The following is an 18,529-nucleotide window of genomic DNA, read 5'->3' on the forward strand; positions in this document are numbered from 1 at the left end:
TGTTGTTTTGAACTGTTACACGTCAGCATCTTCTGCTGGCGTACAGTATACATTTAGAATAGTGTTGTACAGTTATTCCATTAATTGGTGTGAACAAATAGTGAGAAGCGATTTGGCTAAAATAAACAATATTATAATGGTTCTTGGTAAACGTCTGATAAATAACAGACTTACCCAACAAGGCAAGGCTCGCGTCGAATGGCTATTGCAGCACCTAAATCAGTTCAATCCAGAGCATACTCTAATTATGTTTTGTGGGGGGCTGACTCATGACCAACACATCAGTGAAGCGCAGGCTATGGCTGACTTCTTTAATGAGCAGCTTGTCGTGCGAGATATGCACTGGCCTCTGAATCGGTGGTGCCTGGAAGATAATTCAACCAGCAGTGTTGAAAACTTTTATTTTGCTGCCAAAGTCCTAACACAGCATCCAGACGTAAAGCCGGACGCGCTGCCGCTTCACATCACTTTATTATCGAACGATTATCATCTAGAGCGAATTTTGTCGATTCAGCGTTACTTACCGGAGCAAGGTTTAGTTAGGTTTTTACAAATGGAGTTGGCCGCGCATTCGATTCAAGCTCAAGTGTCGCTACGACGCCAAGATCATCTGTCTGTCGATTATGGGTATCACTCTAACCAAGCGACATTGTTTTTGTGTGTGGAACAGCTGACGCCATTTCGAGTTTATCTAGAGGGCGTACTGCACGGGAATATAGATAACCAAAATGTTCACTTAGGTCAGTTTATGCTTGAAGAAGCAAAACAGACCGTCCAAGCGATGCTGATGTTGATTGCCGAGAATCCCGAGCTTAAGCTTGCTGATAAGGACGTGAATCGCGTGTATCAGTCACTGGAGGCTATTGATATTCCCATTGCTGTTGATGTACTGGCTTTCGCTCTCCAGCGTTTTCAGAGACCGTTAGAAAAGTTACGTCTTGCTTGTGACCCTGACCAAAAGAGCTAGCCACAAGCAGCAGAGCAAACAATAATCTTCTCTTCACCCTACCTGACGCTACAAAGACTGAATGAGTTTCGCCAGTTTTTGAATACCAGAAGCAATATCCTCTAAATCGATAGCGGAATAAGAAAGTCGAATATAGCGACTGCTCTGAGGATTCTGTGACGAAAAATACGCATCGCCTGGTTCGACTAGGATGCCCAACTTCTCAGCTTGGCTTGTTAACGTACTGCAGTCGAGATGATCAGGTAAGCGCAGCCAAAATGATCGGCCACCAATCGTTTCGTAATCGACGGTGTAAGGAAGGTATTGATCAATCGCACGGCGCATCTCGCTCCATTTTTGTTTATCACTATTTCGTAGCTTTTTCAGATAATTGTCGTAATAACCCATTGAGAGAAAAAGTGCGCAGGTACGTTGGCTAGTCGCTGATGGATGGCGATACATCATTCGGCGAATCTTTTTGAGTTCACAGATCACATGTTTGCTTGCCACGATGTACCCCATCTGCATTGCGGGTGCTAAGGTTTTCGACAAACTGCCCAAGTAAATGACACGTCCATGCTTATCCAAGCTTTTAAGGTTTGCTGAGTGACCAAGGTGGTTAAGTTCACTTTGATGATCATCTTCAATTAATACGAAATCTTTCTGCTCAGCCGCTTCCAACAAGGCCTCTTTGCGCTTTGCTGTCATGGTGATATTGGTGGGAATTTGATTGTCTGGCATGGTGTAAATGTAGTCGCATTGACTCAGTGTGGGACTCAGTTCGATGCCTTGTGTATCAAGTGCGAGCGGTTCGAGCTTAGCAAAGTGCTGGGCAAATATTGTTCGAGCACTGATATAGCCAGGTTCCTCCATACCAATCGTGGTATTGGGGGAGAGCAGTAAATTGGCCAATAGGTACAGTGAATTTTGATTGCCAATGGTCAGCAGTATTTCGTCGTTGCTGGCATGAATTCCACGCTTTGCTAAGACTTGCGTTTGTAGCTGTCTGATGAGTTGTGTGTCATCGGTATCGATGGATTCCGAGTTCCAGTCACGAGCAATACCACTTTTCTGTGCCAAGCGTTCACACTCACGCCATTGGGTAAAAGGAAACATTGAAGGCGCTGGGCGATGACCGATAAAAGGATAAGGGTAGTTACGCCAATTGAGAGGCTTGTATGCTTTTTCGTGCTCACGGTGCTGAGTATTGAACCTCTGCTGCCAAAATTGCTGCTGAACTGCAGGGGATGGCGCTCTTTGGGTCGCGTATTGGCTTGGTAAGGGAGTTGAGTCACCGATTTGTTTAGCGAAATACCCCTTTTTTTGCTGACAATAAATCACGCCTTCGTCGACAAGTGACTGATAAACACTCATGACCGTTTGGCGACTCACTCGCATCATACTCGCCATTTGACGATATGATGGCAGAGCTTTATCCGCATAAACCCCTTGTCTGATGTTATTCAAAACATGTTGTTTGACCTGTTGCTCGCTACTTGATGAAAGGTCAATTAACTGCTCGTTTCTCATTCAAACCCATCCTTGTGTTATGAACTTGGTGAATTAGTTAATAAACTTATTCTTAGACTAAGCATTTCCTATGCCAAACGTGCGACTTAGGATTGAGTGATGGGGACGCTTGAATGTTGGGAGACTGAAAGTGTGCGCAGCTCAATGGCTATCAAGCCATATTCGATTAAATACCTCAAAAAGAAACGATAAGGGATTGTGAATCGAGAAAGTATCAATAGGTTTTTTTGTGATTTATGCACGTTTTGGTGCAATATATTTCCCTATTGCAGTGCGGTGTGTTTAATCGATCAAAAAAGCTGGCGTTAAAAACACCAGCTTTTTAGTAACTTGAGTTTGGAGCGATTACTTAGGTTGCTCAGTAAGCATTTCAAAGCGAGTTTTCGCCGCACCCAAAGCAATTAAGCAGTAGCACAATAGCTCCATTGTTTCTTCGGAGATATTTTTAACATCACGAATGTAGCTATCGCTCATGACGCTTTGCCAAAATGAACCCATGCCATATAACCGAGAAAACACTAGCAATAGCATTACGCCTCCGATCAACATATTCATATGGCGTGATTTCAGGATTTGCCCCATCTCATTAATGCTCTGTTTTCCACCTTTATAAGCATTATAAAGGGCAGCAAAAGTCACCAATAGAGCTGGGTAGACCCAAGAGCCATGAGCGATCATATCGAACCAAACGTCCATTTCCCGAATCATGAGTACCACAAAAAACGCGGCAATTAAGTAAGACGCATGTTTAACTTGAGACATACGACGCCCAAGGCTAAAGAAGCACACTGCGCTGCCCGCAAGCATGACGAGTTGCAGGGTTTCGGTCAGGGATTGCTCACCTAAGCTGACTCCGAATAGGGTGTAGTCGACACGAATACTCAAGTTTACAAGGATGCCGATAGCGACAATCATAAGAGCATTAAGAAGTTGTCTATAAATGGTTTTTTTTGTGTCGGCTGTTACTACGGAAGGCGTTGAATTTTTCGACGCCGAGACAGAATTATTCTCTTCTACTACCGGACTGTTTGTTTTCATGATGAACACCTCAAGTGTTAGGTTGAGCGAGCGATCTATGTCGCTTTTTTCCTACTTTATGTGATTACGCTCGCATTTTATTCCTACTTTCTGATGAAATGTCAGGGGAATGTCAGGAATAAAACATTGTTCATTTAAACTTTAAATTGAGATTTTGGGACTTGCAGCCATGAATTTAGTGTGCGCAGGATCACACTGTTGATTTTACGGTGAGGAAGGTGAGGAGGAGTAAGGAGTTTACGACTCCCTACTCAATATTGCTTTATTGATGAGCTAATTCGCTTTTACTTTCGTTTGCTGATTTGGATCTTCATGGTGCTCTCGATAGTATTCCCACTGCTCAACGCGTCGATCTTTATCTTGCGTGTCATCAGAGAAGACGCAATAGGTTACGCGAGCATTGTTTTCGGTAACTGTTTCCAGCTGAGCGCCGCGTTGAACACAATAAATAGAGGCAGGATTTGTTGTTGTCGCCCATTCTTCCACATTATATTTGTCAGGTTCTTGGGTGATACAGCCAGTGAGCGCGGTTAACGCAGCGATGCCCAATAGCATAAGCGCTTTATTCATTTCCTATCTCCAACTTAACTTTGCTTTTAGTAACAAGAGTATAGGGGAGCGACAGAAAAATATTGTCTTAGGTTTGTTAAAAGAGATTCGCTGTCTAAAATTAAGTCAGAGCTTCGTTCCAAAATGCTTTGACTGATTACACATAGGTGTCTCGATTTTGTGACAACGGAAGATTAAATTGTGTTTTTTTGAATCAGTCAGTAATCGAATAAAGGTAGGTTAAGTTCATGATTCAAAACAAGTATCGTCTCGTAACTCGCAGTGACTTTGATGGTTTAGTCTGTGCGGTATTGCTTAAACAGCTCAACCTTATCGAAGAGATAACATTTGTGCATCCTAAAGATATGCAAGATGGGAAAATCGCCATTACTGATAATGATATCGTGACCAACTTACCCTACGTCGCTAACGCTCATCTTGTGTTTGATCACCATTTGTCCGAGACCATTCGTAACGAAGATAAACAGGACAATCACATTATTGATCCCAACGCGCCATCAGCTGCGCGTGTTGTTTGGAATTATTACGGTGGTTTAGAGGCGTTTCCTCAAGCATGGTGTGAAATGATGGAAGCGGTGGATAAGGGCGATTCAGCGCAATTTACTCGAGATGAGATTCTCGATTCAACTGGCTGGAATTTGCTGAACTTTTTGATGGATGCACGAACGGGATTAGGGCGTTTTCGTCAGTTTCGAATCTCCAATTATAACTTAATGATGGACCTCATTGATTATTGTAAAGATCACACGATTGAAGACATTTTAGCGCATCCGGATGTGAAAGAGAGAATCCAGTTATACCGAGAACACGAGAACCAATTTAAAGAGCAATTGCTTCGTTGTTCAACGGTTTATCAAAACTTGGTTTTCCTCGATCTTACACAAGAAGAGACCATCTATGCGGGCAATCGCTTTATGATTTACGCATTGTTCCCACAATGTAATATCTCCATCCATAAACTTTGGGGATTTCAGCGACAAAATATTGTTTTTGCGGTTGGCAAATCTATTTTTGACCGCAGCTCTCGGACGAATATTGGCGAGTTGATGTTGCGCTACGGTGGTGGTGGACATAAAGCAGCTGGCACATGCCAAGTGCCGTTAGAAGGTGCGTCTAAAGTGGAAAAAGAGTTGATTACCGCCATTAACGCTGTAGGTTAGTGGCGGCTTGAGAGCCTAAAGCGGCATCACTCGGTTACGACCAAGCTGCTTAGCTTCATAAAGGAGCCTGTCCGCACGATTTATCAATTGTTCAGGTGTATCACCCATTTCCCACTCAGCAACACCAAATGAAGCGGTGATGTTGCCCACTGCGGTATCCGTTCGCTTATCTCGAATCGATAATTTCGCCATGGCTCGTCGATTGGTTTCTGCAAATTGACGAGCAATACGCAGTGATTTATTGGGAACAATAAAGGCAAACTCTTCACCGCCAAATCGATAGGCGGATATACCTTCTCGACAACTCGATTGCAGACGCTTTGCAATACCTTTAAGAATGGTGTCACCAAACAGGTGCCCATAGTCATCGTTATACGATTTGAAATGATCAATATCCAGCAGTACGAGACACATTGGTTGTTTGGCGTTACATAACACGGAAATATCTTCATCAAATGAACGACGGTTGTATAAACCCGACAAGCTGTCAAATAAGACATCTTTTTGAACCGCGGCCAGTTGTTCCTTGAGGCGAGTGATTTCTGTGCTGGCGATGGTGAGTTGTTCACCTAGCTGCTGTGTTGATAACCGAATATCATTAGAACCATCAACGAGTTGACGGATAACTTTCATCACTTCTTCAATCGAAATATTCTGCGAGTTGACATTTTCCAGTGAGGCTAAGCTTTTATCGATCATCTGTGAAAAGGTCGATGTATCGCTAATGGTGTCACTCATCGCACTGGAAACTTCATTCGCTAAAATCTCAACGTTTTCACGAAAGTGAGCGATATCAGTGAGTTCTCGATCTGCGACGTAAGTTTGGTAGAGCCAACGGGTTTTTGCTGGAGGGCAGAGACCAAAATCTTCAATGATGCGGTCAATATTGTCATTCAGTTCTGGAATAGCATGTTCTACGTAGGTGTACCAAAGTGCATAATTTTCTGGAGTGGTAGCCACCTTATTTTTCAACATTAAAGGTATGGCTCTCTTTAGGTTTTCTGCGGCCTTTTTAAATTCATCGTGAGTCATGGATAAGCACTAAGTTGCACCAATTAATTACTCTAAAGCTTAGCGGATTGTGCAAGTATTTGCTCCTGATTTTATTGAAAACCTTGAATGGGAACGGCGTTTGGTAAATTAATGACCATTTTTTGTGTGGTTTTTGACCGCTCATTGGGTGGTGCTTCGTCACTCACCCATAAGTTGTAACGCTTTGAGTGAGTACTTTGCCTGCATTTATCGGGCTTTGGCAATCGATAAACTTGTCGATATTCAAGCGGATAAAAGCGCTCAAATTCATAGCCTGACAAAATTCATCATCAAGCCATCACAAAATTGATTACATTTTAAAACGCAGTTTTGGAATGCAATTGTCGGTATGGAGGGCGTGATACGCAGATGCCAAGTCAGCGCTGAGAATTGTAGAAAATGAGTGTATTTTACTAACAATGAATGAGGCTAAAATGAAGATAAAACGTTTCCTCTTGAGCAGTATTGGCGTTTTTCTGTCGATTTGCAGTGTGTCGACTTGGGCAGATGATTTTGTATCCAATCTAACCATTCAAGAAAACCAGCCAGGCTTTTGTAATGCCGATGGCGATATTCAGGAGACCAGTAACACCGGTTTTAGCGGTGACGGTTATGTGAATGTTGTCAACCAAAGTCATACTCAAGTTGTATGGCGAGTTGAAGTGCAATCCAGTGGAACCTACCAATTCACGTTTAGGTACGCGAACGGCAGCAGTAATGCACGTGAAGCCAATTTGGTCATTGACCGACACACACAGACTTTAATGCAAAATGCGACAGGTGGGTGGGATATTTGGGCGCAAAAGACGATTTCATTATATCTGACACCAGGTACGCATACGGTTCGGCTTCGAGCTGTATCACCATCTGGTTTGGCAAATATTGATTACCTAAATATCGTAGGGGGCGGGGTGAAAGCCGCCAATTGTGGTGCCATTGCGCCTCATCCGCAATGGGCCAACAGCTTCGTATCCGGTTGTGATAATGGCGCGACGAGCGGGTTGAGTGCTAGCCGCATTTATTATGTAACTCCAAATGGCAGTGCCAGTAACGATGGAAGCAGTTTTAATGCGCCGCTGGATTTAATCACTGCAATTAACCGGGTACAAGCTGGTCAGATGGTTCTTCTTCAATCTGGTACCTATACCATTCCCTATCAGCCTGGAGACAAAAATACATTGAACATCAGTCGCTCAGGTCAACAAGGTGCACCAATCTATGTTGTGGCGGCAAATTGCGGTCGTGCTGTCTTTGACTTTTCGTTTCCTGAGGATGCTTGGGTTCAAGATTCTTATGGCATCTATTTGACGGGAAACTATTGGTATTTTAAAGGAATCGAAGTGACAAGAGCGGGATATCAAGGTGTATATGTGACCGGAGAGCACAATACGTTTGAAAATAGCGCGTTTCACCACAATCGTAATACCGGGTTTGAAGTCAACAAAGGGGGCGCTTATACCACTGTTATCAATTCGGATGCCTATCGAAATTATGACGTGAAGAAAAACGGTAGCATGGCGGATGGGTTTGGTCCCAAGCAAACCCAAGGGCCTGGAAATCGGTTTATTGGGTGTCGTGCATGGGAGAACTCTGACGATGGCTTTGATACTTACGACAGTCCACAGCCAGTTGAAATCAGTGACAGTTGGGCGTTTCGCAATGGCATCAATTATTGGAACGATTCGCAGTTCAGTGGTAACGGCAATGGGTTTAAGTTGGGAGGCAACCACGCCGTGCAAAACAATCAAATCACCGGTTCAGTAGCGTTTGATAATGTGGCAAAAGGGTTTGATCAAAATAACAATCAGGGTGGGATGACGGTCATTAATAACACCGCTTATCGCAACGGGATCAATTATGGTTTTGGCGGAGATTTACAAACCGGGCAGCAAAACTATTTTAGAAACAATATTTCCTTGTCAGGTAGCGTTGATATCGCGAACGCCAATGCCAGTTTCAATTCTTGGGATAGTGGCCCTTCGGTATCGGGTGCAGATTTTATCAGTTTAGATACTGATTTTGCGTCTGCTGAACGTCTTCCCGACGGGCAGTTACCCTTTATTCCATTATTGCGTTTAACGCCCAGTGCAGCGCAGATTGATGCGGGGAGTCCTCAAGGGCTTAATTTTCTGGGTAACGCCCCTGATTTAGGTGCGTTTGAACGAGAGTAATCGCCATCAAATAACAAAAAAGCCAGTCACTTATCATGACTGGCTTTTTTGTTGATGATCACCTTGTTCTCAGTGGTATCGACAGAATGTGCGAGCAAGTGTTATTGATCACATCGGTGGTTTATAGCCCATTCTTAAACCGCCCCAGTGACGCTGGTTAATGTAAATTGGCACAGAAAGGTCATGCATGACTTCGCCTGTATCACGCTTATAAGTTTGTAACAGCATGGATTGAGTGTGCTGACCACAACGCTGACCCACACGGTCAGAAAAGATTCGTTTTGTTCGGTTGTGAATCATATCGTGTTGTGTATCGCCGGTGAGTGTTTGGCAAAATTGATTGTTATGGGTTGGCACATAGCCTTTGTCGTCAGTGGCAATGGCATAGATGATTTCTGCTCGCTCAGCTAAGACAGGTTCTTGCAGCTGAGGTAATACAGAATCACAGTAGCGATCAAACTGTGACTGATACTTCGGTGGGGTGGCCTCCCCTAAACGTTGATATTGGCGACTAAACAACTCAGATTCGGTAATTTGGCCTGATTGGATGTCTTGCTCAAATTGAGCGCCGATCTGCTGTGCTAATTGACTGGCCAGCTGATAAAACGGCCAATGAACACTTTGTTCGTCGTGTTCGACCAGAAGAGCATTGGTATGCTCGGCCATTTCCATTAGGTTTTCCGCTTCTTTTTGCAGTTTCATCAGCTCCGTATCGCTGGCAGAAAGTTCGTGTTCAACGCTGCCTATTGCCGTGGCAATCTGACGTAGGCCTTGTTCATTGGATTCCACACCATGGGTGATTTCTGAAACTTGCTGCTCCACATCCTTTGCTTGGGTGGCGATTGACTGTAGGCGTTCGCCGACACTGGTAACCTTGGCGGAACCTTGTTCTACTTCAGTCGATAACGCTTGAATGGTTGACGTCACTTCTCGAGTCTCGTTAAAGATGAGCTGAACAATTTGTGCGACCTCATCAGTACTTTGTGAAGTCCGCTCAGCTAAACCTCGAACTTCATCGGCAACCACGGCAAACCCTCTTCCTGATTCGCCAGCCCGCGCCGCCTCTATAGCGGCGTTTAATGCGAGAAGGTTGGTCTGTGATGCAATGTCTTCTATAACCTGAGCAACATTTTTTATTTTGGCCACTTGGTCATCAAGTATGGTGATTTGTTCAACGGAGGCCGAAGTTTGAGTGGTAATTTGCTGCATGCCATTTACCGCTGATTCAAGCTCTGTCAGACCCTCAAGACTTGACCCTTGCATGTACTGGGCGGCGCTTAGTGCTTGCTCTGCGGAATTTGAGGTGGTTTCTAGGGTGTGAGTGATCGCTTGCGAGGTGTTGGTGACATCTTGAATCGATGCCACTTGCTTGCTGACCTGAGATTGCAGTTGGTCTATGGCAAAAGAGACTTCTGCAGCGCTGACTGCATTTTTGGTTATCTCTGGCGAGAGCTGTTGTGTGACGGTCTGATTGTGACTGGACTCTAAAGGCAATGGTGGTGTCGGGCGTTTAATAAATTGCAGAGACCATATCAGCAAGTTTGTTACTGCCAATAAAATCGCGGTATTTTGTCCAAATTGCATTGTGGCAAAAGTCGCTGCAGTCGCAGTGATCACCAAAGCCAATCCGTATTTTGTTAACCAAGCCGGCATATTCCATCCTAACGTTATGTTAATAATGTGTTATTGATTAACTATAGCCATTTAAGATGAGAAAACAGGTCCGTCAGTAAGACTTTAACTAAAGTATGATAGAAAAATACCTTGTTTATGTTAACCGAAGCTTAGAGAAAGGAAATCGACGTAAAAAAAGCCAGCATATTGCTGGCTTAATCTATTGATAAACGTTACGCAGCATTGACGGTTTGATAGTTACCAAGCAGTGCATTATAAAACTCACTGTCGTTTAGAACACCCACGACCTGATTATGTTCCATAAGCAAAACAGGGTGCTGGGAACGGTGTTTAAGTTCAATCGCTTCACGCATATCGATGTCTGGGCTAGCAATAATCAGCATGCTTGAGCCGATGTTTTCGAGGTCAAGGTTGGCGGTACTCCAATGCACAACCTCAAGTGGCTTTTTACTGAAGACTTCCAAGTTGTCGTTGGCTGTTGTCATCCAAATCTCATCATGTTCACAGATACACAGTTTCTGCTGCTCTGCTTTGAGTTGATCAATTGGCTGCATCAGTGAGCGACCCTTTAACACATTGAGAGGGTTAGTATGAGCAACAAAGTCTTTTACATACTTGGTTTCTGGCGTCAACACAATCTCTTCGGGTTTACCGTGTTGAATCAATTTACCCGATTCCATAATTGCGATGTTGTTACCCAGCTTGAGCGCCTCATCCAAGTCATGGCTGACAAACAAAATGGTCTTATTGAGCTTACTTTGCAGTTCAAGCAATTCATCTTGAAGCTGCGATCGAATCAATGGATCAAGCGCGGAAAAGGGTTCATCCATGAGAAGGATGTCGGTATCCATGGCAAAGGCGCGCGCTAAACCAACGCGTTGCTGCATACCGCCGGACAGCTCATGAGGGAATTTGTCTTCCCACTCGGCAAGCCCTACCATTTCAAGCTGTTTACGAGCGCGTTCCCGGCGTTCTGACTTACTGACTCCTTGCATATCGAGTCCGAAAGCCACGTTATCTACCACACTTAGCCATGGCATCAACGCAAATTTTTGAAACACCATAGAAACACGGTGAGTCCGCAAACGGCGCAAGGTATTTTCGTCACAGGACGCGAGATCGACGTTTTCATCGGCGTCTTTGATTTTTAGTGAGCCTCGAGAGATGGTGTTCAAACCATTAACGGCGCGAAGTAGGCTTGATTTACCCGAACCCGATAGCCCCATCAATACACAGATCTCACCTTCTTTGATCGATAGGCTTACGTTGTTCACCCCAACCACTTGGCTGGTTTGATCGATGATTTCTTGGCGAGTTAAGCCTTGATCGAGCAGAGCGAGTGCCTTTTGTGGCGATTGACCAAATACGACATCAAGATTTTCTATTGTAATGGCATTCATCGCTTAACCCTCTTTTGCTTGGTTAGGTGTTTTGCACAGGCGGTCTAAAATGATGGCAACCAGCACGATAGCAAGACCGGCTTCAAACCCTTGTGAAATATTAACGGTGTTGAGTGCTCGTACGACCGGCTTTCCTAAGCCATCCGCGCCGACAAGTGCTGCGATGACGACCATGGATAGCGACAGCATGATGCACTGAGTGACACCTGCCATAATGCTTGGCATTGCTGCTGGAAGCTCGACTTTAAACAGCAACTTCATGCGACTTGCACCAAATGCTTTACCTGCTTCGACTAATTCTTCAGGTACACGAGTTACCCCTAAATAGGTCAGACGAATCGGCGCCGCGATAGAGAAGATGATCGTGGAGATTAATCCCGGAACAATACCCAAACCAAACAAGACGAGGGTTGGGATCAGGTAAACAAAGGTTGGAACCGTTTGCATCAGGTCAAGGATAGGGCGCAGTACCGTATAAAGCCACGGACGATGTGCCGCCATAATACCGAGAGGTACACCAATCAATACGGAAATCGAGGTGGCCGCGAACACCAAGACAAACGTTTCCAACATCTCTTGCCAGTAGCCGAGATTTAATATGAGTAACAAAGCCGCCACGATGAAAACAACCAACGACACCTTGCGATGGATATACCAAGCAATTGCAGCGGTGAGCGCGATAGGTAACGCTGGTGGCATCCACTTAAAGACGTCAACCAGAAACATAATCACGGTTTCTAAAAAGATTGAGATGGAATCAAACAATACGGCGGCGTTGATGGTTAGCCAATCAACAACCAGTTCCATCCAATGACCCAGTGGGATTTTGTAATCAGTAATAAAATTCACAATTTGGCCTTACCTGGCGAGCAATCGCTCGCCAGTCCTTGGTTTTACTTACGCTTTTTTGTCTTTCAGGTAGGTCATAACCGCAGGAGCTCCCGGTTGACCGTCGGCAGTTTTCACGTTTTTCAGCCACGCTTCAACTTGCTCAGGATGTGCTTTCAACCAGTTTTGAGCGGCTTTGGCAGGCTGGACATTGTCGTTTAGAATCTTGCCCATAAGCTCGTTTTCCATTGATAGGCTAAATTGAAGGTCTTTCAGAAGGTTACCTACATTTGGACACTGAGTTAGGTAGTCTTTACGCACATTGGTATAGACGTTTGCACCGCCATAGTTTGGGCCAAAGAAGTCGTCACCACCGCTAAGATATTCCATGTCCACATTGCTGTTCATTGGGTGTGGTGCCCAGCCAAGGTAAACAATCCATTGGTTGCGACGCACAGCGCGCGTTACTTGCGAAACCATACCAGCTTCACTTGATTCCACTAGACGGAAACCTTTAAGGCCAAATGCGTCTTGGTCGATCATTTCTTGAATGAGTCGGTTACCATCGTTCCCCGGTTCAATACCGTAGATACGGTCACCGAATTTATCAGCGTTTTTCGCGATATCGTCGAAGCTTTTTACCCCTGCGTCATAAACATACTTTGGTACAGCAAGGGTGTACTTGGCACCTTCAAGGTTCGCGCGAACGGTTTCTACGGTGCCTGCTTCACGATACTTTTTAATATCGCCTTCCATGGTTGGCATCCAATTACCTAGGAAGACATCGATATCACCATTAGCCATTGAAGAATACGTTACTGGAACTGATAGCAAGTCAGTTTTGGTGTGGTAACCAAGCCCTTTTAAAAGCTCGCTGGTTACTGCGGTGGTCGCGGTAATGTCAGTCCAGCCGACATCCGAAAAATTCACCACATCACATTGGTCCGCCACAGCATTAAAAGTTGCCAGAGAGCTAAGACTAAGGGTAAGTAACGTTTTATTAATAGACATATTTAAATTCCTTGTACTGAGTTTACTTTTCTTAGGTTATGAGACGTTTTTCGCGTCTCGAACTGGCGGTGTTATACGTTGTTTTGTTTGCCAGTCAGGGGCAATCCACACCGGAACATCTTTGCTCTCTAGTAGTGGGTTGCCCAAAATCATGTCAGCAGCACGCTCTGCAACCATAATGGTTGGCGCGTTGAGGTTGCCGTTGGGAATCGTTGGGAAAATAGAAGAGTCAACGACACGTAGGTTATCAATGCCGCGCACGCGACATTCGGTATCCAATACCGCCATTGGGTCGTTATCGTCTCCAATTTTACAGGTGCATGATGGGTGATAAGCGCTTTCGACATTCTGTTTTACCCATTCATCAATTGCGTCGTCACTTGTGATTTCGAATCCAGGTTGAATTTCATCACCTCGAAAGCCATCAAGCGCCGGCTGAGAAAGAATCTCACGCGTTAAACGAATGCAATCACGCCAATCTTGGCGATCTTGTTCGGTTGAAATGTAATTGAATACAATTTCCGGTTTGGCATGTGGATCGGCACTGGTGATCGCGACATGACCACGACTTTGTGGTTTATTTGGTCCAACGTGTACTTGAAAACCATGGCCATTAAACGCCGCTTGACCATCGTAGCGCATGGCTGCGGGTAAGAAGTGATATTGAATATTTGGCCATTTCAGACCTTCCCGAGAGCGAATAAAGGCGCAAGACTCAAAATGATTGGTCGCTCCAAGGCCTTTGCGAGTCAAAATCCACTCAGTACCGATAAGCCCTTTACTAATCAGACCGAGCTTACTGTTCAAAGTAATCGGCTCTTTACAGTAGTATTGAAAGTAGACTTCAAGGTGATCTTGCAAGTTTGCGCCGACACCGGGAAGATTTTCGATGACGTTAACACCTGCGCTTGCAAGCACATCGGCTGGGCCAACTCCCGATAACTGTAGCAGTTGTGGCGAGCCAATTGAGCCAGCGCTCGAAATCACTTCTTTTGAGGCAAAGGCTTGTTTTACTTGGCCTGAGTGTTCAAATTCCACCCCAACCGCAACGTTGTCTTCAATGATGAATTTACGTGCAACGATGCCTTTTTGCAGAGTTAAGTTAGGGCGCTTCAACGCGCGGCGTAAATAGGCGTTTGACGTAGAAGCACGTACACCTTTTTTAACCGTCATGTGCATTGGGCCAAAGCCTTCCTGCTGATAACCGTTATAATCTTTGGTTTCTGGGTACCCGGCTTCTTTCCCCGCGTCAATAAAGGCTTGATAAAGTGGGTTGAGCTTCATGTCATTCCCGTTGCAGGTCCCTACGGGGCCTTGGCCGCCACGGTATTGATCTTCGCCACCAATCCAAGTCTCAGCACGTTGAAAATAAGGCAGGCAATTTTGATAATTCCATCCGTGAGCACCATGCTCTTCCCATTCGTCAAAATCGCAGGCGTGACCACGAACATAGACCATGCCATTTATCGATGAACTACCACCAAGCACCTTGCCGCGAGGGCAATGTAAGCGTCTGCCGTCAAGACCGACTTCCTGTTGGGTTTCAAATTGCCATGCATATTTTTCGGTGTTCATCGGGTAGGAGAGCGCGGTCGGCATTTGGATAAAAATACTCTTATCGCTACCGCCCGCTTCCAGTAAAAGGACGTCAAATTGCCCCGACTCTGTGAGGCGATCCGCTAATACACAACCAGCGGATCCCGCACCGACGATAATATAATCGTAGTGTTGTTTCATCTTGGTTCCCTCCTAGAAGTTACGCGTAAGGACTCTCGAAATCACCCAGCTCGACATAAACACTTTTAGTTTGCGTATAATGAAGCAGCGTTTCTGGACCATTTTCTCGCCCAACGCCGGAATGTTTGTAACCTCCAACAGGCATTTCTGCAGGAGAACCACCCCAGGTATTCACCCAGCAAATTCCAGCTTGAATTTGGTGAATAACGCGATGCGCGCGTGATAGGTTTTGCGTAAACACGCCGCCAGCTAAACCATAATCCGTTTGGTTTGCTCGCTTGATAACTTCATCTTCATCTGAAAATTTTAATACTGACATCACCGGGCCAAAAATCTCTTGCTGGACATGCGCCATGTCATCTTCACAATCAACAAACACGGTAGGAACCACAAAGTTGCCTTTATCTAAGCCGTTGTCCGTGACTTGATAGCCGCCGGTTAGCAGCGTTGCGCCGCTTTGCTTAGCGCCTTCGATGGCGGTCAGAACTTTACCTAAATGCTCTTTAGAAATCAGAGCGCCAACTTGTGTGTTCAGATCCATCGGGTCGCCTACAACGAGCTTTTCAGTGCGTGTTTTTAGCTGTTGGAGAAATTGGTCGTAAATGCCTTCGTGGACAAAAACGCGGGTGCCGTTGGTACACACTTCGCCTTGGGTGTAGAAGTTGGCGACCATCGCAGCTGACACCGCTTGGTCCAATTTAGCGTCATCAAAAATGATCAAAGGCGACTTGCCGCCGAGCTCCATGGTGACAGACTTGAGAGTTTTTGCGCTGTCTGACATGACCTTTTTGCCTGTACCAGATTCGCCCGTGAATGAGACTTTTGCGATATCAGGATGCGCGGTCAGCATTTGACCAACACGGTAATCCCCCTGAACCACATTAAAAACACCGTCAGGCAGGCCAGCTTCCGTGAAAATTTCTGCCAGTTTTAGGGCGCTAAGCGGTGTTTCTTCGGAAGGTTTAAAAATCATGACATTCCCAGCGGCGAGTGCTGGTGCAGATTTCCACATCGCGATTTGGATCGGGTAGTTCCAAGCACCGATACCTGCGCAAATGCCAAGAGGCTCGCGTCTAGTGTAGTAAAATTGACTCTCTCCTAGTGGCTGCTGCTCACCCTGCATTGCTGGGGCTAAGCCTGCGTAGTATTCGATAACATCGGCACCCGTCACAATGTCTACTTCCAAAGCTTCTTGTAACGGTTTACCGGTATCCATCACTTCAAGCGCGGCTAATTCACCATTGCGCTCACGCAAAATGGCGACGGCTTTGTGCAGAATGCGGCTGCGTTCAATCGCTGTCATGGCTGACCAGACTTTGAAGCCTGCTTTGGCCGCTTCTATCGCGCGTTCAATGTCATTACTCGAGGCTTGGTCTACCTCTGCAATGATCTCTCCAGTGGCTGGATTTAGAGTGTTAAAGGTCTCGCCAGAAGAGGCTTCTGAGTATTGACCGTTAATGTATAAAGCGTGTTTTTCCATTTTAAGGCCTGACTTAAGTTATTAATTTTGGTGTTTTTTTAGTTGTAATTCGAGGTAATCGTTAATGATGATCTGCGCAGCTTGCGCGTTAATGCCGTCAGGCGTTAATGCGCCTCTCAACCACATACCGTCAATCAGTGCTGCAATGCCTACAGCAACCAAATTTGCTTTATCCATTGGTAAAAGTGATTTCAACTCTAAACGTAGGTGTGAAATCAAACGTTTTTCATTGACGCGCTGTAGACGCTTCAATTGGTCGTCATGCATTGAATAAGACCAAAACGCTAACCAAGTTTTGGTGACTTCGCTTTGAGTTTGAAACCCTGCAAAGTTGGCATTAATGATGGCGTTAATTCTCTGCTGGTGAGCATCAGCAGGAAGTGCTTTTAGAGCGGTTTTTACGGTGTGAGAGTGCTGTCGAAGTATGACACGCATGGTTTCTTCTAGAAGACCTTGCTTGCCACCAAAGTAATGATTGATGATGCCTGTCGACACACCTGCCTCACGGCTGATCAAGGCAATACTTGCGCTATGAAGTCCCACTTTTCCTATCACTGCCATCGTGGCTTTGACTAATTGTGGTTTACGAATTTTTGGCATCCCTACCTTCGGCATTAACGCTTCCACCTTTTTTTATTGAACGATTAATTAAAAATAAGGTTACAGGGAAAATAATTAGATCTCAAATGAGTTTTTGGTGTATTTGAGGTTTATTTTAGGGGGGGGATTGCATTAATTCTTAATTATCAGTGCTTTATTTTAATAAAAATATTTTACGGGTCTATGTTTTGAGAGGGTGGTTTGTATGATTTTTGAGCTTTAATTTATCAAAGTTTAATGATTAGACGTAAATGGAAAAGTGATGTCGTAAATAGAAAAGTGACTATCAAAATATCGACTAGGAGAGAGTGAGAAATGAACAATGTTGAGACATAAAAAAGGCGAATCTGCTAGCAGTTCGCCTTTATCGACAATTTTAGTTGGTTATCGGTGTACTAGTAGGAGTTGGCATGGTGAAGTCGCCAACGTACTTTAATACTAGAAACAATTTGAGGCATCAATGACATTATGATCATGCCAGCCATCAATAGATATTGCTCATGAGTGTAGGTTTCTCCAAGTAATACCAACCCTGCCATTATCCCTGCAACTGGATTAGCGATCCCACCAAATGTGAAGTCGACCACCGTCATACGCTGTAATAGCCATACATACAAGCCGTAACCGAGTGCTGTGTTCATTACCACAATCCAAACTAGGCCGACCATGTTGGTTAAATCTAGGTTTTGAACCGCGTGTAAATAGGGTTCTGGCGTAATCAGTGCATGAACCAATGAGATTACAGCGAGAATTACGCCACCAAAAATGAGTTGCCATGTCAGTACTGTCCACCAGTGGATACGATTGCCAAGCGATTTTGTTAGCCCACTTCCGATAACAATACACATGATGGCAATAAACATAGCGGCAAGGCCGATCGCTGATAGTGAGATTTTTCCTGGGTCAAATAACCGCCACGCTAAAACAACCAGTAAAGCACCAGATACGCCTTGAATTACTGAAGGTGCTTTGCCTTTCATCAGCCAATGAAAAAGCATTGCAAAGACGGGAACAGAAATCATCCCCACACCTGAAATGGCAGAGGGTAGCGTCATCGCCATAACGAAAATCAGGCTGAAAAAAGCCGCGATATTGACTAAACCCAGTGATACGAGTTTGTTGATATCGTTTTTTGTCGGAAACGATGGTCGTAAGCACAGCAAAATGATTCCAGCGGGCAACGCTCTAAGCGCGCCGAGCAGTAGCGGGGGCCAGTCCGGTAGTGTGTACTGCGCTACTGCATAAGTGGTCCCCCAAAAGAAGGCGGGAATCATCGCGAATAATATATTCATATAAACTATCTTTACGTTGAGATAACTGTGCGCAACTTTACGCGGGTAAATTAGGTTTGTAAAGTATCTTTATGTTAAGATATTTTTAAGCCAGCCAAT

At 44.9% G+C, this 18,529-nt stretch carries 15 protein-coding genes; 3 read left to right on the top strand and 12 right to left on the bottom strand.

Features of this window, described 5'->3' with window-relative positions:
- The first annotated feature begins 136 nt into the window (after nt 1-136).
- Nucleotides 137-967 carry a YdcF family protein gene (locus M1D72_RS01770; protein ID WP_456295321.1) on the top strand — a complete coding sequence of 277 codons (831 nt, stop codon included), beginning with the start codon at nt 137-139 and terminating at the stop codon, nt 965-967.
- 48 nt (nt 968-1,015) lie between these two features.
- Here the strand turns inward: M1D72_RS01770 and M1D72_RS01775 are convergent, their stop codons facing one another.
- The 3 genes from M1D72_RS01775 to M1D72_RS01785 form a co-directional block, all read right to left on the bottom strand.
- Nucleotides 1,016-2,476, bottom strand: coding sequence for an aminotransferase-like domain-containing protein (locus M1D72_RS01775; RefSeq protein ID WP_456295322.1), 1,461 nt, complete (start codon nt 2,474-2,476; stop codon nt 1,016-1,018).
- A 345-nt stretch (nt 2,477-2,821) separates the two neighbouring features.
- Nucleotides 2,822-3,514 (bottom strand): hypothetical protein, encoded by a 693-nt coding sequence (locus M1D72_RS01780; RefSeq protein WP_390194976.1) that lies wholly within the window; start codon nt 3,512-3,514, stop codon nt 2,822-2,824.
- Nucleotides 3,515-3,787: 273 nt separating this feature from the next.
- A complete protein-coding gene (locus M1D72_RS01785; protein WP_456295323.1) occupies nt 3,788-4,084 on the bottom strand; it encodes a putative hemolysin in 297 nt (98 codons plus the stop codon).
- A 227-nt stretch (nt 4,085-4,311) separates the two neighbouring features.
- On the opposite strand from M1D72_RS01785, the gene M1D72_RS01790 reads away from it, so the two are divergent.
- Nucleotides 4,312-5,244: a DHH family phosphoesterase gene (locus M1D72_RS01790; RefSeq protein WP_390194970.1), complete on the top strand. Its 933-nt coding sequence runs from the start codon at nt 4,312-4,314 to the stop codon at nt 5,242-5,244.
- A 15-nt stretch (nt 5,245-5,259) separates the two neighbouring features.
- On the opposite strand, the gene M1D72_RS01795 is transcribed toward M1D72_RS01790, so the two are convergent.
- Nucleotides 5,260-6,276, bottom strand: coding sequence for a GGDEF domain-containing protein (locus M1D72_RS01795; RefSeq protein WP_456295324.1), 1,017 nt, complete (start codon nt 6,274-6,276; stop codon nt 5,260-5,262).
- Between the two features lie 434 nt (nt 6,277-6,710).
- Here M1D72_RS01795 and M1D72_RS01800 point away from each other — a divergent pair, with 434 nt between their 5' ends.
- Nucleotides 6,711-8,447, top strand: coding sequence for a right-handed parallel beta-helix repeat-containing protein (locus tag M1D72_RS01800; protein ID WP_456295325.1), 1,737 nt, complete (start codon nt 6,711-6,713; stop codon nt 8,445-8,447).
- A 108-nt stretch (nt 8,448-8,555) separates the two neighbouring features.
- On the opposite strand, the gene M1D72_RS01805 is transcribed toward M1D72_RS01800, so the two are convergent.
- From M1D72_RS01805 to M1D72_RS01840, 8 genes are all read right to left on the bottom strand, one after another.
- Nucleotides 8,556-10,100, bottom strand: coding sequence for a methyl-accepting chemotaxis protein (locus M1D72_RS01805; protein ID WP_456295326.1), 1,545 nt, complete (start codon nt 10,098-10,100; stop codon nt 8,556-8,558).
- Nucleotides 10,101-10,294: 194 nt separating this feature from the next.
- Nucleotides 10,295-11,482 (bottom strand): choline ABC transporter ATP-binding protein, encoded by a 1,188-nt coding sequence (gene choV / locus M1D72_RS01810; protein ID WP_456295327.1) that lies wholly within the window; start codon nt 11,480-11,482, stop codon nt 10,295-10,297.
- Between the two features lie 3 nt (nt 11,483-11,485).
- On the bottom strand, nt 11,486-12,331 hold the full coding sequence (choW, locus tag M1D72_RS01815) for a choline ABC transporter permease subunit (RefSeq protein ID WP_390194958.1): 846 nt from the start codon (nt 12,329-12,331) through the stop codon (nt 11,486-11,488).
- 48 nt (nt 12,332-12,379) lie between these two features.
- Nucleotides 12,380-13,321, bottom strand: a complete 942-nt coding sequence (locus M1D72_RS01820) for a choline ABC transporter substrate-binding protein (protein ID WP_390194956.1) — start codon at nt 13,319-13,321, stop codon at nt 12,380-12,382.
- A 36-nt stretch (nt 13,322-13,357) separates the two neighbouring features.
- Nucleotides 13,358-15,058, bottom strand: coding sequence for a choline dehydrogenase (betA, locus tag M1D72_RS01825; protein ID WP_456295328.1), 1,701 nt, complete (start codon nt 15,056-15,058; stop codon nt 13,358-13,360).
- 19 nt (nt 15,059-15,077) lie between these two features.
- A complete protein-coding gene (betB, locus tag M1D72_RS01830; RefSeq protein ID WP_456295329.1) occupies nt 15,078-16,538 on the bottom strand; it encodes a betaine-aldehyde dehydrogenase in 1,461 nt (486 codons plus the stop codon).
- A 21-nt stretch (nt 16,539-16,559) separates the two neighbouring features.
- Nucleotides 16,560-17,153, bottom strand: a complete 594-nt coding sequence (betI, locus tag M1D72_RS01835; RefSeq protein WP_390194950.1) for a transcriptional regulator BetI — start codon at nt 17,151-17,153, stop codon at nt 16,560-16,562.
- 380 nt (nt 17,154-17,533) lie between these two features.
- Entirely contained in the window at nt 17,534-18,430 is an 897-nt protein-coding gene (locus M1D72_RS01840; protein WP_456295330.1) for a DMT family transporter, read from the bottom strand.
- Between the last annotated feature and the right edge of the window lie 99 nt (nt 18,431-18,529).

It is taken from the genome of Vibrio sp. AK197 (assembly GCF_053903115.1).